The sequence below is a fragment of the Rhizobium croatiense genome (assembly GCF_019793465.1).
In the GTDB taxonomy this organism is placed as follows: domain Bacteria; phylum Pseudomonadota; class Alphaproteobacteria; order Rhizobiales; family Rhizobiaceae; genus Rhizobium; species Rhizobium croatiense.
Genome location: NZ_JAILYJ010000014.1, coordinates 141,909 through 167,251 on the forward strand (window position 1 = coordinate 141,909; position 25,343 = coordinate 167,251).

Annotated in this window: 24 protein-coding genes and 1 pseudogene; 18 read left to right on the top strand and 7 right to left on the bottom strand. The window is 61.2% G+C overall.

Annotated elements, in window-relative coordinates:
• The first annotated feature begins 64 nt into the window (after window positions 1-64).
• From K6M89_RS22015 to aspA, 5 genes are all read left to right on the top strand, one after another.
• A complete protein-coding gene (locus K6M89_RS22015) occupies window positions 65-784 on the top strand; it encodes a FadR/GntR family transcriptional regulator (protein WP_097582353.1) in 720 nt (239 codons plus the stop codon).
• A 52-nt stretch (window positions 785-836) separates the two neighbouring features.
• Window positions 837-1,544, top strand: coding sequence for a FadR/GntR family transcriptional regulator (locus K6M89_RS22020; RefSeq protein ID WP_222140966.1), 708 nt, complete (start codon window positions 837-839; stop codon window positions 1,542-1,544).
• Window positions 1,545-1,782: 238 nt separating this feature from the next.
• Entirely contained in the window at window positions 1,783-3,255 is a 1,473-nt protein-coding gene (locus K6M89_RS22025) for an amino acid permease (protein ID WP_222140967.1), read from the top strand.
• Window positions 3,256-3,326: 71 nt separating this feature from the next.
• Entirely contained in the window at window positions 3,327-4,421 is a 1,095-nt protein-coding gene (locus K6M89_RS22030) for an asparaginase (RefSeq protein ID WP_222140968.1), read from the top strand.
• Between the two features lie 101 nt (window positions 4,422-4,522).
• Window positions 4,523-5,950, top strand: a complete 1,428-nt coding sequence (gene aspA, locus K6M89_RS22035; RefSeq protein WP_222140969.1) for an aspartate ammonia-lyase — start codon at window positions 4,523-4,525, stop codon at window positions 5,948-5,950.
• 46 nt (window positions 5,951-5,996) lie between these two features.
• Here the strand turns inward: aspA and K6M89_RS22040 are convergent, their stop codons facing one another.
• Window positions 5,997-6,926, bottom strand: coding sequence for a TauD/TfdA dioxygenase family protein (locus tag K6M89_RS22040; RefSeq protein WP_222140970.1), 930 nt, complete (start codon window positions 6,924-6,926; stop codon window positions 5,997-5,999).
• 295 nt (window positions 6,927-7,221) lie between these two features.
• Here K6M89_RS22040 and K6M89_RS22045 point away from each other — a divergent pair, with 295 nt between their 5' ends.
• On the top strand, window positions 7,222-7,629 hold the full coding sequence (locus K6M89_RS22045; protein WP_222140971.1) for a carboxymuconolactone decarboxylase family protein: 408 nt from the start codon (window positions 7,222-7,224) through the stop codon (window positions 7,627-7,629).
• Between the two features lie 218 nt (window positions 7,630-7,847).
• Complete coding sequence (locus K6M89_RS22050) at window positions 7,848-8,972, top strand: Fic family protein (protein WP_222140972.1); 1,125 nt, start codon at window positions 7,848-7,850, stop codon at window positions 8,970-8,972.
• Window positions 8,973-9,058: 86 nt separating this feature from the next.
• Here K6M89_RS22050 and K6M89_RS22055 read toward each other — a convergent pair whose 3' ends face one another.
• Window positions 9,059-10,201 (bottom strand): helix-turn-helix transcriptional regulator, encoded by a 1,143-nt coding sequence (locus K6M89_RS22055; RefSeq protein ID WP_222141004.1) that lies wholly within the window; start codon window positions 10,199-10,201, stop codon window positions 9,059-9,061.
• 664 nt (window positions 10,202-10,865) lie between these two features.
• On the opposite strand from K6M89_RS22055, the gene K6M89_RS31655 reads away from it, so the two are divergent.
• On the top strand, window positions 10,866-11,066 hold the full coding sequence (locus K6M89_RS31655) for a hypothetical protein (protein WP_097582271.1): 201 nt from the start codon (window positions 10,866-10,868) through the stop codon (window positions 11,064-11,066).
• Between the two features lie 314 nt (window positions 11,067-11,380).
• On the opposite strand, the gene K6M89_RS22065 is transcribed toward K6M89_RS31655, so the two are convergent.
• Complete coding sequence (locus K6M89_RS22065) at window positions 11,381-11,605, bottom strand: hypothetical protein (RefSeq protein ID WP_064684578.1); 225 nt, start codon at window positions 11,603-11,605, stop codon at window positions 11,381-11,383.
• A gap of 248 nt (window positions 11,606-11,853) precedes the next feature.
• Entirely contained in the window at window positions 11,854-12,666 is an 813-nt protein-coding gene (locus K6M89_RS22070; RefSeq protein ID WP_222141005.1) for a pirin family protein, read from the bottom strand.
• 201 nt (window positions 12,667-12,867) lie between these two features.
• On the opposite strand from K6M89_RS22070, the gene K6M89_RS22075 reads away from it, so the two are divergent.
• Together K6M89_RS22075 and K6M89_RS22080 are read left to right on the top strand one after the other, a co-directional pair.
• Entirely contained in the window at window positions 12,868-13,353 is a 486-nt protein-coding gene (locus K6M89_RS22075; RefSeq protein WP_097582357.1) for a DMT family transporter, read from the top strand.
• Window positions 13,350-13,790, top strand: coding sequence for a DMT family transporter (locus tag K6M89_RS22080; protein WP_097582272.1), 441 nt, complete (start codon window positions 13,350-13,352; stop codon window positions 13,788-13,790). The genes K6M89_RS22075 and K6M89_RS22080 overlap by 4 nt, the downstream gene beginning before the upstream one ends.
• Window positions 13,791-13,851: 61 nt before the next feature.
• Here K6M89_RS22080 and yghX read toward each other — a convergent pair whose 3' ends face one another.
• Window positions 13,852-14,739, bottom strand: a complete 888-nt coding sequence (gene yghX / locus K6M89_RS22085) for a YghX family hydrolase (protein ID WP_222140973.1) — start codon at window positions 14,737-14,739, stop codon at window positions 13,852-13,854.
• 332 nt (window positions 14,740-15,071) lie between these two features.
• On the opposite strand from yghX, the gene K6M89_RS22090 reads away from it, so the two are divergent.
• From K6M89_RS22090 to K6M89_RS22110, 5 genes are all read left to right on the top strand, one after another.
• Window positions 15,072-16,229: a Gfo/Idh/MocA family protein gene (locus K6M89_RS22090; protein WP_222140974.1), complete on the top strand. Its 1,158-nt coding sequence runs from the start codon at window positions 15,072-15,074 to the stop codon at window positions 16,227-16,229.
• A 13-nt stretch (window positions 16,230-16,242) separates the two neighbouring features.
• Entirely contained in the window at window positions 16,243-17,127 is an 885-nt protein-coding gene (locus K6M89_RS22095) for a carbohydrate ABC transporter permease (protein ID WP_222140975.1), read from the top strand.
• Complete coding sequence (locus K6M89_RS22100; protein ID WP_097582279.1) at window positions 17,124-17,981, top strand: carbohydrate ABC transporter permease; 858 nt, start codon at window positions 17,124-17,126, stop codon at window positions 17,979-17,981. Before K6M89_RS22095 ends, K6M89_RS22100 begins: the two co-directional genes overlap by 4 nt.
• 71 nt (window positions 17,982-18,052) lie before the next feature.
• Window positions 18,053-19,258, top strand: a complete 1,206-nt coding sequence (locus tag K6M89_RS22105; RefSeq protein ID WP_222141006.1) for an ABC transporter substrate-binding protein — start codon at window positions 18,053-18,055, stop codon at window positions 19,256-19,258.
• 83 nt (window positions 19,259-19,341) lie between these two features.
• Window positions 19,342-20,475 carry an ABC transporter ATP-binding protein gene (locus K6M89_RS22110; protein ID WP_222140976.1) on the top strand — a complete coding sequence of 378 codons (1,134 nt, stop codon included), beginning with the start codon at window positions 19,342-19,344 and terminating at the stop codon, window positions 20,473-20,475.
• Between the two features lie 174 nt (window positions 20,476-20,649).
• Here the strand turns inward: K6M89_RS22110 and K6M89_RS22115 are convergent, their stop codons facing one another.
• Complete coding sequence (locus K6M89_RS22115; protein ID WP_222140977.1) at window positions 20,650-21,546, bottom strand: LysR family transcriptional regulator; 897 nt, start codon at window positions 21,544-21,546, stop codon at window positions 20,650-20,652.
• 136 nt (window positions 21,547-21,682) lie between these two features.
• On the opposite strand from K6M89_RS22115, the gene K6M89_RS22120 reads away from it, so the two are divergent.
• A complete protein-coding gene (locus K6M89_RS22120) occupies window positions 21,683-22,669 on the top strand; it encodes an MBL fold metallo-hydrolase (RefSeq protein ID WP_222140978.1) in 987 nt (328 codons plus the stop codon).
• Between the two features lie 55 nt (window positions 22,670-22,724).
• A pseudogene (locus K6M89_RS22125) lies at window positions 22,725-23,042 on the top strand (TOBE domain-containing protein); the annotation flags it as partial.
• Between the two features lie 331 nt (window positions 23,043-23,373).
• Here the strand turns inward: K6M89_RS22125 and K6M89_RS22130 are convergent.
• Window positions 23,374-24,273 carry an AraC family transcriptional regulator gene (locus tag K6M89_RS22130; protein ID WP_222140979.1) on the bottom strand — a complete coding sequence of 300 codons (900 nt, stop codon included), beginning with the start codon at window positions 24,271-24,273 and terminating at the stop codon, window positions 23,374-23,376.
• Window positions 24,274-24,445: 172 nt separating this feature from the next.
• Here K6M89_RS22130 and K6M89_RS22135 point away from each other — a divergent pair, with 172 nt between their 5' ends.
• Window positions 24,446-25,204, top strand: coding sequence for an SDR family NAD(P)-dependent oxidoreductase (locus K6M89_RS22135; RefSeq protein WP_222140980.1), 759 nt, complete (start codon window positions 24,446-24,448; stop codon window positions 25,202-25,204).
• Window positions 25,205-25,343 lie beyond the last annotated feature (139 nt).

Sequence of the window (25,343 nt, forward strand, 5' to 3'; positions counted from 1 at the left end):
GGCGCGTCTCCGCGCACCTGTCCGGTTGCTTGACAGCTCTTTCGAATGCCCGCATCGTCCATTGATGCAGGATATGGATTCATGGCTGTCGGAGAAGAAAGAGATAGGCCGGAGAAACGCTGCCGAAGCGGTCTTCGAAGATATCCGCACGGCCATTGTCAGTCGGAAACTGGCGCTCGGTACTCGTCTTCCCGCGGAGGTGCAGCTCGCCGAACGTTACGGCATCAGCCGGGCGATCGTGCGTGAGGCGCTCCGCTCGCTGCAGACGCTGGGGTTCACGCAAACCAGGACGGGGCGGGGCACGTTCGTCGTCTCGGAGAGCCCGGCGCGGCAGCTTGGCGGCGGCGCCTATTCCGCCCGCGATCTCATGGAGGCGCGCCCCTGCATCGAGATCCCGGCTGCGGGCTGGGCGGCATTGCGGCGCTCGAACGCGCAGCTGGCGTCGCTCTCATCCTTGTGCGACCGGATGGACGAGGAGGAGGACGTTCAAACATGGGTGCGGATGGACGCCGAGTTCCATGGAGAGATCGCTGGAGCCTCGGGCAATGCGATCTTCCGGAAGGTCGTCGCCGATGTCCGCGGCGCTCTTTCGACGCAATCGGAACTGGTTGAGCATGTTCGCGGCCGGCGCAAAGCCTCTAACGCCGAGCACCGCCGCATTCTGCAGGCCATCGCCGCAGGCAGCCAACGGGATGCGCACGCCGCCATGGCGGAGCACCTGCTCGAGGTCAAGCGGTCCATCATCGGCATTGCCGGTGAAGAGCGCGCGCCGCTGAAGATATGATTTCCAATGTCGCGCCCGGATATCCGGGTCGTTGCCGATCGAATGCAAAGCGATGAACGATCTAGAAAGCTGGCTTTCCGACTCCGCGGTCCTCAGTCGAAAAAGCGCCTCGGAACTGGTGTTCGAGGAGTTGCGCAATCTCATTCTGTCCGGCCGCTTTGCCGCCGGTTCGAAGCTGCCGTCGGAGGCGAAACTCGCGGCAAAATACGGTGTCAGCCGTCCGATCGTGCGGGAAGCGCTGCGCTCGCTGCAGATTTTGGGACTGACGGAGACGCGGACCGGGAGCGGGACCTATGTGCTTACCGCCGGAGGCGACGGAGATATCCGCTACGGCAATTATTCGGCGCGCGATCTGATGGAGGCGCGCCCCTTCGTCGAGGTTTCCGCGGCCGGCTGGGCGGCGCTGCGCCGGAGCGAGGATGAGCTGTCCCGGCTGCTTCATCTTTGCGACCGGATGGAGCAGGAAGAAGATGCCGAGGCCTGGGTGCGGCTGGATTCGGATTTTCACGGGCTGATCGCCGCGGCATCGAAGAATGCCGTCTTCCGCGACATCGTCGATGACGTCCGCGAGGCGATGGCGCAGCAATCCGGGCTGCTGACCGCCTTGGGGCCGAGGCGTCAGGAATCGAATGAAGAGCATCGCGGCATCGTCGAAGCCATCCGCAAAGGGGCGGAGGCCGAGGCCCAGGCGGCGATGGAAATTCATCTCAAAAAAGTCGAGGCGGCTGTCAGCCGTATCATCGGCGCCGAGCCGCGCTAAGGCCTGAGGCGCTTTCAACAAAAGCCTTCGGGAATCGATGTAATCCGGCCGCCAAAGACCGCCTTTCCACAGGCCGTCGGTTACGCATCCACAAAAAGCAAAGGGAAAATCCTTGACTGCAGGGTAGTTTTTCCTTTAATCGCCAAACCTGTCAGACCGCATAGCAGATTAACATCTTTATGACATCTGCGCGGAGGGGCGGCCGGGAGGTTGCCGAACCCATGGATAGGGAGGAGAAATGACAGTGATGCAATCCAACAGAAGCGAGGCCGATGGCCAGGTCTTTGCCGAGGAGGACCTCGGTTACCACAAGGCGCTGAAGCCGCGGCAGATCCAGATGATCGCCATCGGCGGCGCCATCGGCACGGGGCTGTTTCTCGGCGCCGGCGGCCGGCTTGCCGCTGCCGGTCCGGCACTTGTGCTGGTCTACGCCCTGTGCGGCTTTTTCGCTTTCCTAGTTCTGAGAGCCCTCGGCGAGCTGATCGTCCATCGCCCGACCTCGGGCTCGTTCGTCTCCTATGCCCGCGAATTTTACGGCGAAAAGCTCGCCTTCGCGGTCGGCTGGATGTATTGGCTGACTTGGGCGATGACGGCGGTCGCCGACGTCACCGCGGTCGCCCTCTACATGAATTTCTTCAAGGCCTATGTCCCGTGGATCGCGATGATCGATCAGTGGGTGTTTGCGCTGGCGGCGCTGGTCCTCGTCCTCGCCATGAACCTCCTGTCGGTGAAGGTCTTCGGTGAACTGGAATTCTGGTTCAGCCTCGTCAAGGTCCTCGCCCTCGTCGTCTTCCTGATCGTCGCCGTCTACTTCGTCGTCACCGGCACGCCGATCGACGGCCATGTTCCGGGCCTGAACACGATCACCGATTTCGGCGGCATGTTCCCGAACAGCGTCCTGCCGGCGCTGGTGGTGATTCAGGGCGTGGTCTTCGCCTATGCCTCGATCGAGCTGATCGGTACCGCCGCCGGCGAAACCGAAAATGCCCGCAAGGTGATGCCGCGGGCGATCCGCACGGTCGTGCTGCGCCTGGTGGTCTTCTATGTCGGCTCGGTCCTGCTGCTGTCGCTGCTGCTGCCTTATACCGCCTATAAGGGCGGCGAGAGCCCGTTCGTGACCTTCTTCGGCAAGATCGGCATCCAGGGCGCCGATGTCGTCATGAACCTCGTGGTGCTGACCGCCGTCCTGTCGTCGCTCAATGCCGGCCTCTATTCGACCGGCCGCATCCTGCATTCCATGGCGATATCAGGTTCGGCGCCGGCGGCACTGGCGAAGATGAACCGATCCGGCGTGCCCTATGTCGGCATTGCGGTGACGGCTGTCGTGACCGCCTTCGGCGTCGTGCTGAATGCCGTCGTTCCGGCAGAAGCCTTCGAGATCGGCCTGAATGTCGCCGCCCTCGGCATCATCGCCGCATGGGGCGTGATCGTGCTCTGCCAGCTCAAGCTGTGGCAGTTGTCGCGGCAGGGTAAGCTGGCGCGGCCTGAATTCCGGATGTTCGGCGCGCCCTATACCGGCGTGCTGACGCTGGGCTTCCTCGCCGTCGTCGTGATCCTGATGGCCCTCGACTATCCTGTCGGAACCTACACGGTCGCCTCACTGGCTCTGATCATTCCGGCGCTGGTGGTCGGCTGGCTCTTGATGCGGGAGCGCATCCACATGCTCGCCGCCGAACAGGGCGAGGATCGCGGCGGTTTCGATCTCGCCTGACATCGATCGACAATCCGAGCTTGCTCCGGCGGTGCAGTCGCCGCCGGAGTGCGGCATGAATGGAGAGAGACATGACCCCGAGTGAGGATTTCGTCGTCACCGATCGTGGCGGCATCGTCGAGAACAGTCACCGCGTCCACGCGGCTGTCGTCGATGCCAAGGGCAGGCTGCTCTACACGCTCGGAAATCCGGCGCGCCTGACGCTTGCCCGCTCCGCCGCCAAGCCGGCTCAGGCGCTTGCCATCCTGGAGACGGAGGGTTTCGCGGGTTACGGCTTCGATGATGCGGATATTGCGCTGATGTGCGCGTCCCACAGCAGCGAAGAGCGGCATATCGCGCGCACGCGAACCATGCTGTCGAAGGTCAAGGCCGAGGAGGCCGACCTTCGCTGCGGCGGCCATCCTTCCCTGTCGGAAACGGTCAACCGCTCCTGGATCAGGCAGGATTTTATCCCAACGGCGGTCTGCAGCAATTGCTCGGGCAAACACGTCGGCATGCTTGCCGGCGCCCGGGCGATCGGGGCAGGCATGGAAGGTTACCACCTGCCGGATCATCCGATGCAGGAGACGGTCAAACGCACCGTCGCCGAACTCTGCGATCTGGACGCCCGGGAGGTCGAATGGGGGATCGACGGATGCAATCTCCCAACTCCCGCTTTTCCGCTGGACCGCCTGGCCCGCATCTATGCCAAGCTTGCCGCGGCCGCGGATGGCGACGATGCGGGCGATAGGCCGTCGACGCGGGGGCCGGCACTGGCCCGCATCTTCCATGCAATGGCCGGCCACCCTGACATGGTCGCGGGCGAGGGGCGCTACTGCACGCTGCTGATGTGCGCATTCGACGGCGCCCTCATCGGCAAGCTCGGGGCCGACGCGAGCTACGCGATCGGCGTGCGGGCCTCGGATGCAACCCGGCGATTAGGGACGGACGGTGCGCTTGGCATCTCCGTCAAGATCGAGGACGGCAACCTTGAAATCCTGTACGCCGTCGTGACGGAGCTCCTCGAGCGGCTCGGCATCGGCTCGCCTGATATCCGCAGCCAGCTCGCGCCGTTCCATCATCCCCAGCGCGTGAACACGATGGGTGTCACAACAGGCGGCGTATTTTTCCCATTCAAGCTGCGCGGATCGAAGCCGGACGGGGACGATCCTCATCCTGCCGCCTGACCCGATGACGCCTGCGGACACGGCTATTCTGCCGCGTCACCAGCCATTCTTGTCTTCAGCCTGTCGCCGCAATGCGTGCGCCCCTCTCGAAAGTTCCCGCCATGACGACATCCGATATGACTGCTATCCGCGTCGAACACGACCTGATCGGCGATCGCGACGTGCCGGCCTCGGCCTATTACGGCGTGCATACGCTGCGCGCGGTCGAGAATTTTCCGATAACCGGTCAGACCCTGAAGGAATCGGCCGATCTGATCGCATCCCTGGCGGCGATCAAGCAAGCGGCGGCTCAGGCCAATCTGAGCCTCGGCCTTCTGGATCAGGAGCGGGCCGCCGCCATCATTGCGGCCTGCATCGAAATCCGCGACGGCGCGCTGCACGACCAGTTTGTCGTCGATCTGATCCAGGGCGGGGCGGGAACCTCGACCAACATGAACGCCAATGAGGTGATTGCCAACAGGGCGCTGGAAATCCTGGGCCATCGCCGCGGCGAGTACCAGCACCTGCATCCGAACGAGCACGTCAATCTCTCGCAATCCACCAACGACGTCTATCCGACGGCGTTGAAGCTTGCAGCATGGATCGGCGTTCATCGTCTCGTCGACGCCATGGTGATCCTGCGCCGGGCCTTCGAGGCCAAGGCGGTCGAGTTCGCCGACGTCCTCAAGATGGGCCGCACCCAATTGCAGGACGCCGTGCCGATGACGCTCGGCCAGGAATTCGGAACCTACGCGCTGATGCTGGCGGAGGATGAGGCGCGCCTTTCCGAAGCGGTCTCGTTGATCCGCGAGATCAATCTCGGCGCGACGGCGATCGGCACCGGCATCACCGCCCATCCTCGCTATGCGGCGCTGGTGCGCGAGCGCCTGTCCGATATCGTCGGCGTCGATCTGGTGACGTCACCTGACCTGGTGGAGGCGACGCAGGATTGCGGCTCCTTCGTCCAGCTTTCGGGCGTTCTCAAGCGTGTGGCGGTCAAGCTTTCCAAGACCTGCAACGATCTGCGGCTTCTGTCCTCGGGGCCGCGCGCCGGCTTCAACGAGATCAATTTGCCGGCGCGCCAAGCCGGCTCCTCGATCATGCCCGGCAAGGTCAATCCTGTTATCCCGGAGGTCGTCAACCAGGTCGCCTTCGAAGTGATCGGCAATGACGTGACGATCACCATGGCCGCCGAGGCCGGCCAGCTGCAGCTGAACGCCTTCGAGCCGGTGATCTTCTACAGCCTCTATCGCAGCCTGAGCCATCTGACCAATGCCTGCCTGACGCTCGAGGCGAATTGCATTCGAGGCATTACCGCCAACCGCGAAAGGCTGCGGCAGATGGTCGAGCAATCGATCGGCATCGTGACGGCGCTCAACCCTTATATCGGCTATCGCAACGCCACCGAGGTTGCGCTGGAAGCGCATCATTCGGGACGAGGGGTCTACGAAATCCTTCTCGAACGCGGCCTGATGCAGAAGGAGCATCTCGATGCGGTGCTGCGCCCGGAAACGCTGACCCGGCCGAGCGAGAAGCTTTCCTTCTCGTAAGGCCTGCGGCCCATTTTGTTTCCGGGCGACATTCATCTGGAGCTGATCAGGCCGCCTTTGCTTGCGGCTTGGCGGCCTTGACGTGGGTTATGCTGCGGCGGCCGTCGATGCTGACGGGAACATCGCCATCAACCGTGGCCCGGCGAACGACCCGGTGCTGGTCGCCATAATCGTTGACGGCATAGTGCTGGGTGGCGCGGTTGTCCCAGATCGCGACATCGCCGGCGCTCCAGCGCCAGCGCACGGTATTTTCCGGGGCGGTGACGTAGGACTGGAACACCTCGTAGAGTTTTACGGAGTCGCTCTTCGACAGGCCGACTAGGCGCTGAACGAAGTTGCCGAGCAGCAGCGATCTTTCGCCGGTTTCCGGATGGACACGCACGACCGGATGCTCGGTCTCGTAGATGGTCGAGGTGAAAACCTCCTCGAAATGCTTCTTCTCTTCGGCACTGGCGCGAGGGCGCACGGCAGCATAGTCGTAGGCATTGCTGTGAATGGCCCATAAATTGTCCGCCAGCAGTTTCAGCGGCGCCGGCAGGCTTTCATAGGCGGCATGGGTGTTGGACCAGATCGTGTCGCCGCCGGCCGCCGGGATGATGACGCCGCGAAGGACGGAGAATTTGGGATAGGCGTCGACGAAGGTGACGTCGGTGTGCCACTGGTCCGCCCTGCCGCCGCCGCGGCTGGAATCGAGATTGAGGATGGAAGCCGTGCCGGCGACCGGTCCCTGGGTTGGATGCGGCACGAGATCGCCGAGGCGGCGCGCGAAGGCTTCCTGTTCGGGATCGTCAAGATGTCCCTGATCGCGGAAGAAGATGACCTTGTGCTTCAGGAGAAGCTGGTTGATGGCTGCCACCGTTGCATCCGAAAGCTCTCCGCCGAGGCGGATACCCTTGATTTCGGCTCCGACACGGCCGGTCAGCGGGACGACATCGGACTTGGGAATGATCTGATTGACGAGAACCGGATTGCTCATGGAAATCTCCTGTTGATTTGGAAGAAGTCGGCAGGTCACATGCACCCAAGGATGCATCCATTGGGCGTTCGAAATTCAACGCTGAAGTCGACAGGGCTATGGAACGGCATAATCTACAAAATCTGTAGACAATAATTTCTAAATTTGCCTGTTTTCGTGAAACAGCCGCTTCGATTTCCTCGTCAGCGGGAGGCTGGCGGCCGCTGCCGTTTCTCCGTATCTTCCGCCAGCGGCGTGGGATCGCCGAGCAACATCATGCTTGAGGCCGTAGATCGGCGCCCGGAAGGAACTTTCGATGGCAACAGTGAAACTTCTGTCGGATCAAGAGGCCGCAGCCATTCTGGCCGTGCAAGCCGTGTTCGATGACATCAGGGCGACACGCAAGACCGACTTCATCAACAATTTCTGGCGTGCTCTTGCAAACGACCCCGCAAATCTCAAGCGGGTGTGGCAGACGCTCAAGTCGGTCATGACGGTCGAAGGCGCCATCGATCCGCTGACGCGCGAGATGATCTACATAGCGGTGTCGACTGCCAATGCCTGCCAGTACTGCATTCAATCCCACACCGCAGCCGCCCGAGCGCGGGGGATGACCGATGCCCAGCATGGCGAACTCCTGACGATCATCGGGCTCGCCGCGCAGACAAATCATCTCGCTCTCGCCATGCAGGTTCCGCCCGATCCGGAATTCGAGGTGCGATAGGAAACAACGGACTCGGCGCCCGCGTCATCGAATGCGGAGAAGGGCAGGCTCTGCAACTTAAGGAGAAGTTTGGACAACTGGGACGTGTAAATGTGGCGTAATCTGTCTTATGGAACTCACGATGACAGACAGAATCTCGGCACCCATGAGCCATAGAATATGCTGGTATCGCTCACAGAAGCAGCCTATATGAGTTATAGAAAGGATGTCTATTGCTCATGAAATGGAACTGGACACACGGAGATTGGCCCCAATTCCAATATGACGCTGCTCTGCTCGAGCAATTCGAAAACCGATTTCTTCTGGCGTCAGGGGAAGTGATCGGCGCTATCCGGCATGTCGGTGATGACGACCGCAAATTGTTGCGCATCGAGCTTCTAAGCGACGAGGCGGTGAAGACCTCCGAGATCGAGGGCGAAATGCTCGATCGCTTGATCGTGCAATCCTCATTGCGCCGGCAGTTCGGCCTCGACACCGACAACCGGCCGATAAGGCCGCAAGAACGTGGAATCGCCGAGATGATGGTCGACGTCTATGACTCCTGGTCAACCCCGCTCGATCATGAAACGCTGTTTCGTTGGCATGGCATGTTGATGACGGGAAACCGCCATATTGGAACGGTCGGCGGGTATAGGACGCATGAGGATGCAATGCAGATCGTATCCGGTCGCCTCGATCGTCCAACGATTCATTACGAAGCTCCGCCATCAAAGCAGGTGCCGGCGGAAATGGCGGCTTATGTAGGCTGGTTCAATCGATCGTCACCCAAGGGGGAAGTCCCCCTGCCCGCTCTCACTCGAGCAGGCATAGGTCATTTGTATTTCGAAAGCATTCATCCATTTGAGGATGGGAATGGCCGAATTGGCCGCGCACTTGCGGAAAAGTCGCTCGCACAGAACATCGGGCAGCCCAGCCTGATTGCGCTTGCCTACACGATCGAACATGGCCGCAGAACCTATTACGATCAGCTCGAGCGGCATCAACGCACGCTCGATATTACGGAGTGGATGGTTTATTTCGCCGAAACCATTCTTGAAGCGCAGCAGACGACTCTGAACCGTGTGGCCTTTTACATCAGCAAGGCGCGTTTTTACGGTCAGTTCCGCGGCCAATTCAACGAGCGCCAGGAGAAGGCCATCGCGCGGATGTTCCGCGAAGGCCCTGGAGGCTTCAAGGGCGGGTTGAGCGCTGAAAATTATATTTCGATCACGCGAACCTCGCGAGCGACGACCACGCGCGATCTCCATGATTTGGTGGAGAAGGGCGCGTTCAGGCGTACGGGCGACCGTCGGTATACGCGTTATGCGCTGAACCTGCCGGAAACCAGTCATAAAATGGAATAGAACGACGAGAGGCTACTGCATAGGCAACGGGCCAAGCTCGTCCGGCGTCTCGGACTGAGTCGAGGAAAGCTTCGCCATACACCGCGTCAACGTGCGAGCGTCAGCCAATCGCCGATCGTTGTCCCAAAATGTCGCATGGAACGTGTTGCGGGAATGGCCGGGCGCTCGGTGGCGTTGGTCTTTCGGACTTCACGCGGGCTGAGCCCGAATTCATGGCTGAAGGCGCGTGTGAAATTGGCTGCAACGTCGAAGCCGGCGGCCTCGGCAATCTCCGAGATCGGCCTGTTGTCGGTCGGGTTGGTAAGATCCGCATATGCCTGCAGCAATCGACGTTTGCGAATGTAATTGAAGACGCCCCCGCTCGTTTCGAACAATTGGTAGAGCCGCGTCCGCGAGATGCCCAGCGCACGGCACATGACCTCAGGCGTCAAGCTATCTGAATGAAGATTGAGGTGAATATAGCGATGCGCCCGCTCCATCAGCCCCATATTGGCCTGATCCTGAGCGCGATCCAAACTTGTGGACGATGCAGCGCATGCAACGACCATATCGCCGATCGTCCGTATGATCCGCGGCGCCTCCTCCACCGTCAAATTGCTGAGGTTCGCTTCCAGGCCGTTGATATAGCTGACGAGCAATTCAGCCAGGCTGCCGGAGAGGACGGTGTTGTTGGCGTTCTGCAGCAGGCTCGCATCATGGGTCAACAATTCATAGGGCAGGAAAACGAGCACAGCGACCGAATCGGTCATCCGCCCGCGGTACGGATAACCAAGCGACCTGAAAAATATCTCACCCGGGCCGGTCTCCGTTACATGGCGATTGGCCTCGGTCCAGGCCCGGCCGCTGCGCAGTACGCCGACATTCCAGTGATCGATTGGGCTCGATCGCAGCATGGCCTGATCGCGAATATAGCTGCATGCCTGCACGCGCTGCTGGACGATGAGGATATCGCCGAGATGCCAGCCGGTCTGTTCCGCAAGAAAACCGTCGTCCTCTGATTTTCCGTCCGGCAGATGAACATCCACAAGCGGCGCCATGTGGGATCGCCAGGACTGGAACTGTTCTTTCGGCGGCAGGTCTTGCGTCGAAAATCGCAACGGCACCAGTGCCGGCGGAACGTCCGCCCGATGTTCTTTCTGCGGGGACGGTTCGCGCGGCCAGCGCCGCCGCTCCAAATGGGCCGGCCACTCCCGTCCAGCAGCGGGGTCATCTCCAGACTCCGTAACCATCCAATTCCTCCAGCGCATAGCCGATCCGGGGCTGTTGAAACTGAAGCAAGCAATCGTTTTCGCGGCTGAAACGTCCGCGCAACCCGTCCGATGGAACCGAATCGACTGAAGCTCTACGTGCATAAGCTAATTATCATATTCCTATGCGAGCAGAAATGGACGCACCGATAATTTTCAGGATGCGGCGATAACGACAATTGCGTCCTGTTGCTGTATCTAATTAAGCAATGGTTAATTCCGAAAACGTTCGGAAATTCCAAAAAGCTCACTTGCCGGTGCAATGCAGTTTCAAAGCACCCTCAACGTGAAACGACACTTATTCAAAACAAAAAATGCGAGAACAGGAGGATAGGTCGTGAGCTATCTGGGCAATATTCGTGCGCGCTTTGCGCGAGCGTACCCTTACGACAGCAGTTCTTATCCGCACAACCATCAGGCACCAGGAAAAATTCCTATCGCCGATCGTGCGGGTTTCCCCTGCTCACATTCATGCGAGACGCTCCTGAGGCCGGACATCGGCAATTGATGGCGCGCGAAGGGTTGCGCGCGGCCGAGGCTGTCTGTGTCGATGCGTAATGAGCCCGAGGCTTGCACGCAACCCTTACCATATCCACCCACTGGCGAATTTTTGCGACGCTGCCCATGTGGCAGAATGGAGGCTAAGATGACTACCGCATGTGATGAGGAACATATCGAATTGAAGCCGCTTTCGAGCTGCAGACGAGAGGTCGAAGTCGCAATGGTTGAGATGCTCGTCAGTTTGCAAAAACATGGATGGTCGGCTGCGGAATTGGCATTGGCGCTCGCAGATGCCTCCGAAGATCTCGTCATGCTGATCGCGACCAAAAAGCTTCGACCGAATTAATGCATCCCGCCCGGAAGTGTGCAGAGCCGGGATAACGACATGCATCAAAATAAAGGGCTAAAGCGCGTCGCATGAATCATATTTGACGCGACGCGCTTTAGAAAGATGATCGTGATCGCAGCTGTCTCAATGAGACGGCAGCACTGTCAGGCGCGGCGCGCGATATCCATTACATCAATCGCCGCGCCGGAGATGGATAGCGACGGTCGGATCGTACACGAGCGGGATTGATCGTCCGCAAAGATGAGATCGACCAAGCAGCGGCCGCGATCCTAAGATATCGACCACCCGATCTCGTCGATTTTGTCTCGAACTTACTGACCGGTTCGTTCGTCGAGGATGGAGAGTGCGTCCTGCAGTCTGAGCGCCGCCAGCGCTTCCGTTGCCTCATCAGGAGACCATCCTGCTTCCAGCGCTGCGGAGAGAACGAGCGATTCCGTTTGAAGCTCGAGCTTTTCATAAAGCGGCTCGATGGCTTCGCGGGCGGTGACAACGTGCTGGTCGGGCGGAGTGATGGGTGTCGCAGCAACCGTCGGCATAATGCTCCTCCTTTTGAACACTAAGGTTCGAAACCCAATTGCAGGCATGCTTGTTCCGTTCACAATCGCATTTTCAGCCTTATCACGGCTGACGAAAACTGTTCCGAACTCTGGACGGTCGCAACTCGCCCGTCCTCGGCGTCTCTGGGGTCGCAGCGAAACCTTCGCGCGATGAACGAACGCACAGGCTACCGCACAATTGCCGAAAGCGGAAGCGACTTGCGGTAATCATCGAACAAAGGTCGCCGCTATGACGCGCGCCGCACCATCTGGCGAAATTTCCTCCATTTCAGAAAGGCGCGAATGATGATGGCCGGCGGGATCTTCCTGTGGTCGCCGACCGTTCCCTGCCTGGCGAACGTCGCGTTCGGGTCGAGCAGAAAGGCGACCAGGAGGCTTGAGTTCTTCGCCTCCGCTTCGAGCCTGGCATCAGATAAATGCAGTCCCTGCTCGCCTTCGGCAAAGCTCTGCCCGTCGGCGACGACGGCGCCGCTGAAGACGTAGAAATAGAGATCCCTGCCTTGCCTGTGCGGGAATTCCGCTCGTGCGCCCGCGTCCAGCCGGATATCGAAGATGTCGACGGCGCTGCGGACATAAAACGGCGCGCCCTCCCCTTGCGGGCCGACCAGATGTCGCCAGACGTTCGCTGTGGCCGCGGGGATCGGGCCGTATTGAATGTTCGGATCGAGACCGGCCGCTCGCGGACGGATGAGGATCTGCAGCATGCGCAGCGGCGGATCGGAGGCCAGCGTCTCCTCGGAATGCCAGAAGCCTGTTCCGGCATTCATCACCATCAGATGGTTGCGGTCGACGACCAGCCGGCCGGTGGCCTTGTCGTCGTGGCGCATCACGCCTTCCGGCACCCAGGAGACGATCTCGTCGTCCCTGTGCTCGTGCATCGCGATCAGGCGGCCGGGGACCAGGAGGGATTCGACGACCATGGCGAGAGGGCCGTAGCCGTGATCGCGCGGTTTCGGCTTCAGCCATCCCGGCATGTTGACGTGCGCGACGAAGCCTCCCGCATCCCGCACCACGAATGTTCGTTCGCCCTTGAGCAGCATCGCGTCCTCCATGCCTGCCAGGCTGTGACGACCCCAACTCTCCGCCGAAAGATGCGTGAGAACGCCTGCTGCCATCAATCGAACATCTGCGCCGGGGGGCAACAGGCAGACGGCGGTAATCGTCTTGCTGACGATGCCGATGAATGGCCTTAGTGGCAATCTGAAAACATCCGCCGCAACGATTCGCTGACGGGAGCTCCAATGACCATCGACGCCGCACGAAATCCGCATCCGATCTACTTTGCCGGCGCTTTTGCCACGGGTGGCCTCCTGACTTTCATGGTGCACCTGAACGGCGAGCTGGCACGCTATGGGAATCCGCTGTTTTCGTCCTGGACCGCGCACGGCACCGGCATCATCGCCGCCGTCATTCTTCTCTTGCTGGTTCCCCGGCGGCGCAGGCCGACGCCGGAACAAAGCCTGCGCGCGCCTCTATGGGCCTACCTCGGCGGGCTCTCCGGCGCGGCAACGGTCATGCTGACCTCGACGACGGTCAACTCCCCGCTCGGGCTCTCCGGAACCCTGGCTTTGGGGCTGGCAGGCCAGGTCGTCTTCAGCCTCGCGGCCGACAGCTGGGGGCTGTTCGGCCTGCAAAAGCGCCATCCCGATAGACGTGATATCGCGGCGCTCGGCCTGGTCGTTACGGGAGCGGCACTGATCATATTGTTCGGGCGAGGTGCGGCGTGACGTTCTTCGTTCTCCTCGCTTGCCTCGGCGGCGTGCTCGTCGGCCTCAGTCGTCAGCTGAATGGGCGGTTGAGCATCTCGACGACACCGCTGATCGCATCCTTCTGGAATCACGCCGTCGGCTTTGCCGCACTGACCTGCCTCGGCCTCTTCGTCGGCGGCCTGCTTCCTGCGGGTGCCGCCGAGGCGCCCTGGTATGCATATCTCGGCGGTCCGCTCGGCGTTGTCTTCGTGGCGGCCGGCAGCTGGGCGATTGCGCGGATCGGCGCGGTCAATTCGGCTCTCCTGATCATCGGCGGGCAGATGGTCACGGGAGTGGCGTTTGATTATATCAGTGCCGTGCCGGCCTCCTTCTGGGCGAACGCCGGCGGAATTCTCCTCATCGTCGGCGGAATGATGGTCAGCCGGGGACGGGGCAAGGTCGACCGTTCGCAATAGCCGGACACGACGTATGCCAGTCGGCGGGGATCGTTCCCCGCCGCGTCAGGGCGCTGCATATTCAAACAAGGTATTTGGTAAACCAATCGACCGTCCGCTGCCAGGCGAGCTTGGCGGCCGCTTCGTCGTAGCGCGGCGTGGTATCATTGTGGAAGCCGTGATTGACGTCGGGATAGATATGGGCCTCATAGGTTTTGCCGGCCGATTTCAGCGCCGCTTCGTAGGCCGGCCAGCCTTCGTTGATGCCCTTGTCCAGCCCGGCATAGTGGATCAGCAGCGGCGCCTTGATCTTCGGCACGTCCTCGGCGCGCGGCTGCCGGCCGTAGAACGGCACGGCGGCGGCAAGCTCGGGATAGGCGACCGCCGCGGCGTTGGCGACCCCGCCGCCGTAGCAGAAGCCGACGATGCCGACCTTGCCGGTGGTGAGGTCGCTCTTCATCAGAAACTCGACCGCCGCGAAGAAGTCGTTCATCAGCTTTTCCGGGTCGACCTTCTGCTGAAGCTCGCGCCCCTTTTCGTCATTGCCGGGGTAGCCGCCGACCGAGGTGAGGCCGTCGGGCGCAAGCGCGATGAAGCCGGCTTTCGCCACCCGCCGCGCGACATCCTCGATATAGGGGTTGAGGCCTCTGTTCTCATGCACGACCACGACGGCGGCGACCTTGCCGGTGGCGTTTTTGGGGCGGACGAGATAGCCGCGGACATCGCCGTTTCCCTTCGGCGAGGGATAGGTGATGTATTCGGCGGAGATATCCGGATCGGTGGCCTCGACCTGGGTCGCCAGCGCATAATTCGGGCTCAGCGACGCCAGAATGGCGGCTGCGGTCACGCCGCCGACGGCGAATTTGCCGGCGCGGTCGAGAAACTCGCGCTTGGTGATCCTCCCATGCGCGTAATAATCGTAGAGTTCGAGCAGTTCCTGTGGGAAATCCTTGGCTGTCATGCGGGTCATGATGGCTCCTCCTGGCCTCGGCTTCTCGCAGCATCCTACACAGGTAAGCGCGTGGCTCTTTTCAACATTTCGCGAGATTCGCGTGAGCTTGCCGGCGCGATTGCCGTCAGTTGCAATGAAGCCTGGCCTCGAGCTTCGGGGCTTCAAAAATACGTCTGCTGTATCCGGCGCCTCCGCATCCGAGCCGATTGAAGCGCCTGAACGGCAGCCGCCTACCGACTTATGAAAATTAATTTCATGCTCGCGTCTTGCGGCCCGTTTTCTATTGACGCCTTCCGATTTTTGTCCCAACTTAAAGAAAATAAATTACTTAAATTGGGAACTTGATCGGCATGAAAGTGGGAATCATCGGGCTCGGATTCCGGCTCGGCTATCTCGGCTATGTCTTCAAAGCGATCGATAGCAGCTTCGAGATCGTCGGCTATGTGGATCCCGATCCCGCCGGCCTTCCCGGTTTGAAGGAAAAGGGCATTTCCGCCGGCAAGGCCTATGCTTCGCCGGAAGAGCTCATCGCCTCCGAGAAGCTCGATCTGCTGATGATCGGCTCCCCCAATCACATGCATCTCGATCACATCAGGCTCGGGCTGCAAGCCGGCCTCAAGGTCTTCTGCGAAAAGCCGATCGTCACGACGATCGCCGAAAGCATTGAGCTTGCCCATCTGATGGCGAAGTTCGGGCATGAGCGGCTGATGGTCGGCCTCGTGCTGCGCTATTCCCCGCTTTACAAGGATCTGCGCGCCATCCAGGCCGAGGGCAAGCTCGGCCAGATCGTCTCGATCGAGGCTTCCGAACATATCGAGCCCTATCACGGCGCCTTCTTCATGCGCGACTGGCGCCGCTACGAGCGCTATTCCGGCAGCTTCATGCTGGAGAAATGCTGCCACGACCTCGACCTTTATAATGGCGTCGTCGGCGCAAGGCCGGAGCGGGTGGCCAGTTTCGGCGGCCGCAAGAGCTTCATTCCGGCCAACGACCCGGCCCGCGAGGGCATCAATGACCTGGAGCTTTTCCACCGCAAGCCGAGCGGCTGGATGGGCTCCGACAAGGTTTTCGACAGCGACGCCGATATCATCGACTACCAGGTGGCGATCGTCGAATATGAAAATGGCGTCGGCATGAACTTCCACACCAATCTGAACGTGCCCGACCAGTTCCGCCGCTTCGCCATCATGGGCTCGCGCGGCATGGCCGAAGGCGATTTCGTGCGCGGCTATCTCGACGTGCACGAGCAGCTGACCGGCAACAAGATCGTCGAAAACAAATATGCCGCCACCGAACTCTCGCAGCATTACGGCGCCGATGAACAGATGGCGAGCGACCTCTTGGAAAGCGTGCGCACCGGGCTCGAGCTGCCGGTGTCCACGCTGAACGCGCTCGAAGCCGGCATCCTGGCGCTGGCGATGGACGAAGCGAGGATGAAGAAAACCGTCGTCGACCTGCGTCCCATTTGGGACCGCTTCGACGAAGCCCTTCACGCAAGAGCGGCTTGAGGACGGCGGCAAGATGAGTGTCCAAAGAAGCGCCTTCATCTTTGCCTGGATCCTTCTCCTTCCGGCCGTTCTCTATGTTCTCGCCATCGTCGCCTATCCGCTGGTCGACACCTTCATTCTCTCCTTCACCGATGCGTCGTTGAAGAAGACCACCAATTGGGTCGGCTGGGTCAACTACGAGAAGATCTTCAACGCCACCTTTGCCGAGGTCATCTTCCGCACCTTCGTCTGGACCTTCTTCTCGGTCGCCCTGAAAATGGTGATCGGCACCTTCGGCGCCTGCATGCTGAATGCCGCCGTGCCCGGCCGCTCGCTGTTTCGGCTTTTGACCATGCCGCCATGGATCGTGCCGATGGCGATCGGCATCTTCATGTGGGGCTGGATGTATAATGGCCAGTTCGGGATGATTTCGGGCCTGCTGCAGCGCTTCGGTCTCGTCGACGGGCCGGTCGCCTTCCTCGCCTATGGCAGCACCGCCTTCTGGGGAACGATCATCACCGACGTCTGGATCGGCGTGCCGCTGGTGACGATCTACTTTCTGGCCGCAATCCAGTCGATCCCGAAGGATCTCTACGAGGCCGCCTGGACCGACGGCGCCGGCCGCTGGTACCGCTTCCGCCGCATCACCCTGCCGCTGATGGTGCCAGCGATCATCACCATGTCGATGCTGTCTTTGATCGCCACCTTCAACTCCTTCGACATTATCTGGATCCTGACGCAGGGCGGCCCGAGCGGCGAGACGACGACGATGATCATCGATACCTACCAGACCGCGATCGGCTCGAAGAAATACGGGGAAGGGGCGGCGCGCGCCGTCTTGATCTGCATCTTCCTGTCGCTCTTCTGCTTCGCCTATTTCCGCGTCACCCGCCGCCTCAACCCGGAGAAGCGCGCATGAGCAATGCTGCCATGATCGACCGTTACCGCTGGTGGGAGATCATCCTGATCTATTGCGGCATCGCGCTGTTCCTGTTCTTCGTGCTGGCGCCCTTCGTCGAGGGCTTCCTGGTGTCGCTGAAGCCGCTCGCCCAACTTTTCTCCTCGCCCTACCGCTTCTGGCCGGAGAACGGCTCGTTCGAAGCCTACCGGACGATGTGGATCAGCGTGCCGGGTTTCGGGCGCTATATCTTCAACTCCTTCTTCATCTCGATCATCGTCACGCTGATCGTGCTCTGCCTCGTCATTCCGGCCGCCTATGCCTTCGCCAAGTTCGAATTCAGGGGCATGGGCATCCTGCTCGGCGCCTTCCTGACGGTGAACATGTTCTCCGGCGCGGTGCTCTTGATCCCGCTCTTCCGGCTGATGCGCAGCATGGGCGTGCTCAACACCTATCTCGCCATGATCGTGCCGGGAGTCGCCTTCCTCATCCCGTCGGCGATCTGGCTGCTGCGCACCTATATGATCCGCATTCCCCAGGAACTCAACGAAGCCGCCTATATGGATGGCGCCAGCCACTTCTACACGCTTCGTCGCGTCATCCTGCCCATCGCGATGCCGGGAATCATCGTCGTCGCCATCACCACCTTCATCGGCGCTTACGCCCAGCAATTCATCTTCGCGCTGACCTTCAACTCGAAGACCGAATACATGCCCTTGCCGGTGGGGCTCTTTGCTTACTTCGGCAAGCAGGAGGTCATCTGGAACGAACTGATGGCGGCTTCCTTCGTCGGTATCGCGCCGGCGATGGTCGTCATCTTCTTCCTTCAGCGTTACCTTGTCGGCGGCCTAACCGCCGGTGCGGTGAAACAATAAAAGCAAAAACGAGTGAACAGCTAACCAAGAATGGGAGTCACGACGTGAGCATAACAATCAAGACAGGCCTTATGGCGCTCGCCCTGCTCGGCTCGACGGCACTGACCGCGGTCACTGCTCAAGCCGCCGACAAGGAAATCAGCTGGATCTATTGCGGCGACACGATCGACCCGGTCCACACCAAATACATCAAGCACTGGGAAGAAAAGAACGCCGGCTGGAAGGTCACGCCTGAGGTCGTCGGCTGGGCGCAGTGCCAAGACAAGGCGACGACGTTGGCCGCCGCCGGCACGCCGGTTGCCATGGCCTATGTCGGCTCGCGCACCCTGAAGGAGTTCGCCCAGAACGACCTCATCGTCCCCGTGCCGATGACCGATGATGAGAAGAAGTCCTATTATCCCAATATCGTCGACACCGTGACCTTCGAGGGCAACCAGTGGGGCGTTCCGATCGCCTTCTCCACCAAGGCGCTCTACTGGAACAAGGACCTGTTCAAGCAGGCGGGCCTCGATCCCGAGAAGCCGCCGAAGACCTGGGCCGAAGAAATCGAGATGGCAAAGACCATCAAGGAAAAGACCGGCATTCCGGGCTTCGGTCTCTCCGCCAAGACCTTCGACAACACCATGCACCAGTTCATGCATTGGGTTTACACCAACAACGGTAAGGTGATCGACGCCGACGGCAAGGTCACGCTCGACAGCCCCGAGATCCTCGCCGCGCTGAAGGCCTATAAGGATATCGTCCCCTACTCCGAAGAAGGCCCGACGGCCTATGAGCAGAACGAAGTCCGCGCCATCTTCCTCGACGGCAAGGTCGCTATGATCCAGGCCGGATCGGGTGCGGCCTCCCGCCTGAAGGAGACAAAGATCAACTGGGGCATCACCACGCTGCCGCTCGGTCCCAACGCCAAGGGCCCGGGCACGCTTCTGATCACCGACAGCCTGGCGATCTTCAAGGGTTCGGGCGTCGAGGACAAGGCGACCGAATTCGCCAAGTTCATCACCTCGCCGGATGTTCAGTCGGAATACGAATTGCAGGGCGGCGCCGGCCTCACCCCGCTGCGCCCCTCGGCAAAGGTCGACGAATTCGTCGCCAAGGATCCTTACTGGAAGCCGCTCATCGAGGGCATCAGCTATGGTGGTCCCGAGCCGCTCTTCACCGACTATAAGGGCTTCCAGAACTCGATGATCGAGATGATCCAGTCCGTGGTGACGGGCAAGGCCGAACCGGAAGCCGCGCTGAAGAAGGCTGCCGGCGAAATCGAAGCCTTCAAGTAAACTCTCTTCCTGGGGTCGCGGCATATGCCGCGACCCTCCCCTCTATCGAATGTGCGACGAAGGCCGCCGGCGGAGACAGATTTTTGGGACAGCTCCTTCTCAACAATGTTCAGAAATTCTACGGCGACTACGAAGTTCTGAAGGGCGTGCAGCTCGAGGTGCGGAACGGCGAATTCGTCGTCTTCGTCGGGCCGTCGGGCTGCGGCAAGTCCACGCTCTTGCGGATGATCGCGGGCCTCGACGCGACGACGGCGGGCGACATCATCATCAATGGCGTCAGGGTCAACGACCTGCCGCCGGTCAAGCGCGGCATCGCCATGGTGTTCCAGTCCTACGCGCTCTATCCGCACATGACGGTATTCGAGAACATCGCCTTCCCGCTGCGCGTCGAGAAGATGGAAGAGCAAAAGCTCAAGGCCAAGGTGGAAAACGCCGCGCGCATCCTGCACCTCGACCAGCGGCTGCAGCAAAAACCCGGCATGCTCTCCGGCGGCCAGCGCCAGCGCGTCGCGATCGGCCGCGCCATCGTGCGCGAACCGAAGATCTTCCTGTTCGACGAGCCGCTCTCCAACCTCGACGCGGCGCTGCGCGCCGACATGCGCATCGAACTTGCCAAGCTGCACCGGCAGCTGAAGGCGACGATGATCTATGTGACGCATGACCAGGTCGAAGCCATGACGATGGCCGACCGCATCGTCGTGCTCGACGCCGGCAATATCTCGCAGACCGGCGCGCCGCTGGAGCTGTATCACAAGCCTGCCAACCAGTTCGTCGCCGGCTTCATCGGCAACCCGAAAATGAATTTTCTGCCCGTGACCTGCACGGGCGTCAGCGCCGCCGGCGTCGAAGTGGATTATCTCGGCCAGACCGCCGTTCTGCCGGTGACGCCGCGCGACGGCATGGCCGGCAAGACCCTGACGCTCGGCATCCGCCCCGAGCATATCCAGCTCAACGGCGGCGATATCGTCTTTACCGTGACGCCCACGGTCATCGAGCGCCTCGGCGCCAATACGGTCGCCTATGCCTCGCTCAATGGCGAGGCCGAAAATTTCTGCGCCATGCTCCCCGGCAGCGTCGGCATCCGCCCCGATGCACCTGTAGCAACCGGCATCAATGCCGCCGATTGCCATCTCTTCGACGAGGCCGGCATTGCCTTCGAGCGGCGGGTGGAGCTGACCGAAATCGATATGAATGTGATCAACCCGACGGCGGCTTGAGGCGACTGGCTCTGTTTCAGCGGTTCGGGCTTCGGGAGTATGGCTGCAGTGCGCCGCTCGTTCAGCTCTTTCCAGGAGAGCGAGATGTTACGAGCTTGGTAAGGCCAGCCGCGCCCCGAATCATTCGGACCGGGGCGCCTGTCTGTCATTAATCGAGCCGAGGCGATGGGTGCTTTAGTACGCCATCTGCGCGCGGAGGCGGGGCACGATCCAGTCGAGGAAGCACCGCACCTTCTGCGACAGGGGATCGGCCGGTCCATGCATAACGTTCACCGGCAGCGGTTCCGGCGCGAACTCCGTCAGCAGTTCCTGCAGAGCACCGGAGCGCAGCTGCTCGGAAATCTGGTAAGACAGCACGCGGATGATGCCGATTCCTGCGAGTGCAGCCTGGACGGCCGCCTCCGTCGTGTTGACAGCGAGTTTGGGGCGCGGCTCGATGGTGAAGGCTGGACCGTCCCGGCGATAGCGCCATTCCGGCGCGGTCGCAAAGCCCTGGAAGCTGATGCCGTCATGCCGTACAAGATCTTCCGGCCGACGCGGGACGCCTCGGCGGGCGAGGTAGTCGGGGCTAGCGCAGATCACCCGTCGGGCACTGCCGACGCGCGTTGCGATCAGTGCACTGTCCGTCAGGTGGCCAATTCTAAGAGCCACGTCAACCTGCTCGTCCGCCAGATTGATCTGCCGATCAACCAGCGTCAGGCGCAGATTGATATTGGGCTGCTCCTTCAAGAATTCCAGCGCGATTGGCAGCAGATGACGCTCGCCGAAAGCAACGGGTGCGGTCACATGAAGCCCGCCACGCAGCGCCCCATGTTCGCCGCTCGCCTGCCGCTCCGCCGCGTCCAGCTCCTCAAGGATACGCCGTGAGGCGGCGACGAAGGCGCGCCCCTCCTCGGTCAGCGAGAGGCCCCGGCGAGTGCGCAGCACCAAGGGCACGCCGAGGTGCTTTTCAAGATCCGCGACCTTGCGGCTAACCGTGGCAAGAGGTGCATGCAGTCGCCGCGCCCCGGCAGAAAGGCTGCCGGCGTCGACCACCGCCAGCAGTACCGACATCGCGTCAAAACGGTCCATCCAAATCCTTCCGCAATATGAGAGGAAAGTTCCCAGAATGGCAGGATACCCCACTGTTTGTGGATGTCATAGCTTCACCTTCGTTCAAGGGCGCTGCCCGGTTCCCCGTATTTGCCAAATGATCAGGAAGGACATCATGCCCAAATTTTCGCGTCGTGCCTTTGCAAGCGCTCTCCCTCTCGGCCTCCTCGGGGGAAGCTTCCTCGGCGGAGGAATGATTGAAGGCGCGTCTGCGCTTGCCGCGACACAGGATACCGCAGAAGCGCCGGTCAGTGTTACGCCGCTCGCGCAGATCCGCATCGGCCGTTTCACGGTGACAGCGCTGACGGATGGGTATGCGGATATGCCCTATGAGTATTTTCCCGGGCGCACCGCTGCGGAGGTTGAACAGGCGGCAGTCGCGCAGTTCACAGCCCGCCCGAGCGGCGTGCGGTTCCTCTTCAACCAGTATCTCGTCGAGGATGGCGAACGGCGCATCCTGATCGACGCCGGTGCGGCAGGCTCGATCGGGCAAACCGGCCAATTGCCGCAGGCGCTCGCAACGCTCGGCGTGCGGCCCGACCAGATCGACGCGGTGATCGTGACCCATATGCATCAGGACCACATGGGCGGTCTGATTCTCGGAGGCAAGAACAACTATCCCAAGGCGGAACTCTACATAGATCGCCGCGACGTCGCCCATTGGACCGATCCGGCCAAGCGCAATGGTGCGCCCGATTATCTGCAGACCAGCTTCAAGATGGCCGAGGAGGTCGTGCGCCTTTACCCGAGAATTCAAGCGATCGACGGAGAGCGGGAAATCGTGCCGGGCGTCTCGATCGTCGATCTGACCGGCCATACACCCGGCCATATCGGCGTGCGGGTCGAAGATGGCGGACAGAGCCTCATCATGGTTTCGGATATGATCTTTCCCGTCGTGCATCCCGGGGCGACCGATGTGTTCTTCCTGTTCGAGCAGGATCCTGCCGCGGCCAAAGCGATGCGCGACCGGTTTTTCCCTCGCGCCGCTTTGGAGGGCGCCCTCATCGCCGCCACGCACATGCCTTTCCCAGGGCTCGGCCGTGTCGTTGCCGACCGTGGGCAGATGCGCTGGCAGATCGCGGACTGGGCCTTGCAGAACTGACGTCCGCTCCGGCGGTCGCGAGGTAGTAACCAGTAACCGCCTCCGCGCGCGACGGATGACCGGCAAGACGCTAACGCTCGGCATCCGGACGGAGCATATCCAGCTGAACGGCGGCGATATCGTCTTCACCGTCACCCCGACCGTCATCGAGCGCCTCGGCGCCAATACGGTCGCCTATGCCTCGCTCAACGGCGAGGCCGAGAATTTCTGCGCCATGCTGCCCGGCAGCGTCGGCATCCGCCCCGACGCGCCTGTGTCAACCGGCATCAATGCTGCCGACTGCCATCTCTTCGACGAGGCCGGCATCGCCTTCGAGCGGCGTGTGGAGCTGACGGAAATCGATATGAACGTGATCAACCCGACGGCGGCTTGAAGCGCGCACCACGGCCCATACCTAGACGTAGTCCAGCCGAGCATATGGGAACCTACCGGTCGAGCAATTTACGCCGCCGCGGCTGCGGAAAGAGTAATGGGGCGCGAACGACTACTGGACCAAAGATTGGTCCTACTAGGAAACAGCGTGGCTCGATCTACCGATCCGGAAGAAGGACGAGAACGGACAGTTTGAGCCTTGGAAATACAAGGATTTGGCAGCCGCAAGCGATCATGCTGAGAGTGCCGAGTTGGCATTATCCAGGAAACGCCGTCCGCCACCCCAACTTTAGGCTGTGAAGGCTTCGACGGCGGCGGCATTTAGGGGGCGATCAGTTGGCCGATGCGGCGTCGATATGTTTCCGCATCTGGCGGATGTCGCGGGCGGGCGGCGCGCCGAATTGCCGGAGGTATTCGCGGCTGAACTGGGATGCGCTCTCATAGCCGACCGCGAAGGCGACGCCCGATGCGCTATACTCGCCTCCCAGCAGCAGCCGGCGTGCCTCCTGCAGACGAAGTTGCTTCTGGTATTGCAGCGGGCTGAAGCCCGTGATCGCCGAAAAGTGCCGGTGCAGGCTCGCTCGGCTCATGCCGCTCGCCTCGCACAGGGCATCGATCCGCAATTGTTGGTCGTGATTGTCCCTGATCCATGCGATGGCGCGGCGGATGCGGGCCAGCGGCCCCTCCGGCTGCGCGATCTGGCGGAGAAGGCGCCCCTGCGGGCCCTGCAGGAGACGATAAAGCAATTCCCGCTCAACCATGGGCGCGAGAACTGGGATCTCGGCGGGCTTGTCCAGCAGCGAAAGCAATCGGAGAAGCGCGTCACGAAGCTGGACCGTCATCGGGTTGATCGACAGCCCGATCTGCTCGCCATCGGTTTCCCGCTTGGGCGGCATGGCAGCCGCCAGTTCTGCCAGCAAGGCGGGATCGAGTGTCAATGAGACGGCGACATAAGGGCGATGCTGGCCGGCGTCCAAAACTTGGCCCATCAGCGGCAGATCGAGGGCACTGATCAAATATTGCGAGCTGTCGTAGCTCAGAACGCTGTCGTTGAAGGCGACGCGTTTGGAGCCCTGAAGGATGAAGCAGACCATCGACCGATAAAGGCAAGGCGTCTCACCGGTCGGGCGATCTCCGACCAGCAGCTCGACGCGCGGGATCGGCGTGAGCAGCGTATCAGGCTTGGCGTGGCGTAAGGCGATTTCAAGATGCTGTTCGAAGACTTCGGTCATTCCGGGACTATGTCAGCACCTCTGGCGCCGGGCAAGCCAGTTGAGACAATTGGGCAAGATGTTGATCCGATCAGGCGCGTTTAGGTGAAGGCTTGTCGCTACCTTGCAGAGGCAGGCGGCGCTCATCGCACGCGATTTGCCGCTCGCCAATATTCTCTCTGAAAGGCAGAACATGACTGACAGAATCGCTCTCATCACCGGCGCCAGCCGTGGTCTCGGTCGCGCCATGGCGCTTCACCTCGCCGACCGTGGCGTCGGCATCATCGGCACCTACCGCACCGGCGCGACCGAAGCCGATACGCTGAAGCACGAAATCGAAGCGAAGGGCGGCAAGGCCGCCATGATCCCGCTCGAGGTGACTGACACGTCGGGCTTTCCGCTCTTTGTCGAAGCAGTGGCCACGACGCTGGACGACACCTTTGGCTGTCAGCAGTTCGACTATCTCGTCAATAATGCCGGCATCCGCGTCTTCGCCAATTTCGCGGAAACGACGGAAGAACAGTTCGACGCCCTGGTGGCGACACATCTGCGCGGTCCGATCTTTCTCACCCAAAAGCTATTGCCGCTGATCGAGGACTGCGGCCGTATCCTCAATGTCTCTTCCGGTTTCGTCCGTTTCACTCTGCCCGGCTATAGCGTCTACGCGGCAATGAAGGCGGCGACCGAGGTATTGACGCGTTTCATGGCTCTCGAACTGGGTGAGCGCAGGATCCGGGTGAATGCCATCGCCCCCGGCGCGATCGCGACTGATTTTGGCGGCGGCGCGGTACGCGATAACGAGGCCGTTAACGCCTTCGTCGCGCAGGGCATCGCGCTCGGCCGCGTCGGCCTGCCGGACGATATCGGCAGCGCGGTCGCCGCGATCCTCTCCGACGACATGGGTTGGGCGAACGGCACTTGCTTCGATATTTCGGGTGGCCAGATGCTGTAAACCGCTGCCCCGGCTGCGCGAGGGAGGCGTGGAGCGTTCGTCGCGCGCCAAGGCTTATTGCCGCGCGATAAAGAGAGGGCCTCCACGCCGGTCGCACGGCTTGCAAGCGACGTCCAAATGGCTGGTCTCAGCGCCGCAC

Bases quoted from the DNA above. Each gene is read 5' to 3' on its own strand.
- K6M89_RS22105 (WP_222141006.1), top strand. From the start codon at position 18,053: ATGGCGCTCGCCCTGCTCGGCTCGACGGCACTGACCGCGGTCACTGCT.
- K6M89_RS22070 (WP_222141005.1), bottom strand. From the start codon at position 12,666: ATGCTGCTCAAGGGCGAACGAACATTCGTGGTGCGGGATGCGGGAGGC.
- K6M89_RS22045 (WP_222140971.1), top strand. From the start codon at position 7,222: ATGGCAACAGTGAAACTTCTGTCGGATCAAGAGGCCGCAGCCATTCTG.
- K6M89_RS22090 (WP_222140974.1), top strand. From the start codon at position 15,072: ATGAAAGTGGGAATCATCGGGCTCGGATTCCGGCTCGGCTATCTCGGC.
- K6M89_RS22040 (WP_222140970.1), bottom strand. From the start codon at position 6,926: ATGAGCAATCCGGTTCTCGTCAATCAGATCATTCCCAAGTCCGATGTC.
- K6M89_RS22075 (WP_097582357.1), top strand. From the start codon at position 12,868: ATGACCATCGACGCCGCACGAAATCCGCATCCGATCTACTTTGCCGGC.
- K6M89_RS22020 (WP_222140966.1), top strand. From the start codon at position 837: ATGAACGATCTAGAAAGCTGGCTTTCCGACTCCGCGGTCCTCAGTCGA.
- K6M89_RS22065 (WP_064684578.1), bottom strand. From the start codon at position 11,605: ATGCCGACGGTTGCTGCGACACCCATCACTCCGCCCGACCAGCACGTT.
- K6M89_RS22050 (WP_222140972.1), top strand. From the start codon at position 7,848: ATGAAATGGAACTGGACACACGGAGATTGGCCCCAATTCCAATATGAC.
- yghX (WP_222140973.1), bottom strand. From the start codon at position 14,739: ATGACCCGCATGACAGCCAAGGATTTCCCACAGGAACTGCTCGAACTC.
- K6M89_RS22115 (WP_222140977.1), bottom strand. From the start codon at position 21,546: ATGGACCGTTTTGACGCGATGTCGGTACTGCTGGCGGTGGTCGACGCC.
- K6M89_RS22095 (WP_222140975.1), top strand. From the start codon at position 16,243: ATGAGTGTCCAAAGAAGCGCCTTCATCTTTGCCTGGATCCTTCTCCTT.
- aspA (WP_222140969.1), top strand. From the start codon at position 4,523: ATGACGACATCCGATATGACTGCTATCCGCGTCGAACACGACCTGATC.
- K6M89_RS22030 (WP_222140968.1), top strand. From the start codon at position 3,327: ATGACCCCGAGTGAGGATTTCGTCGTCACCGATCGTGGCGGCATCGTC.
- K6M89_RS31655 (WP_097582271.1), top strand. From the start codon at position 10,866: ATGACTACCGCATGTGATGAGGAACATATCGAATTGAAGCCGCTTTCG.
- K6M89_RS22015 (WP_097582353.1), top strand. From the start codon at position 65: ATGCAGGATATGGATTCATGGCTGTCGGAGAAGAAAGAGATAGGCCGG.
- K6M89_RS22100 (WP_097582279.1), top strand. From the start codon at position 17,124: ATGAGCAATGCTGCCATGATCGACCGTTACCGCTGGTGGGAGATCATC.
- K6M89_RS22130 (WP_222140979.1), bottom strand. From the start codon at position 24,273: ATGACCGAAGTCTTCGAACAGCATCTTGAAATCGCCTTACGCCACGCC.
- K6M89_RS22120 (WP_222140978.1), top strand. From the start codon at position 21,683: ATGCCCAAATTTTCGCGTCGTGCCTTTGCAAGCGCTCTCCCTCTCGGC.
- K6M89_RS22135 (WP_222140980.1), top strand. From the start codon at position 24,446: ATGACTGACAGAATCGCTCTCATCACCGGCGCCAGCCGTGGTCTCGGT.
- K6M89_RS22025 (WP_222140967.1), top strand. From the start codon at position 1,783: ATGACAGTGATGCAATCCAACAGAAGCGAGGCCGATGGCCAGGTCTTT.
- K6M89_RS22055 (WP_222141004.1), bottom strand. From the start codon at position 10,201: ATGGTTACGGAGTCTGGAGATGACCCCGCTGCTGGACGGGAGTGGCCG.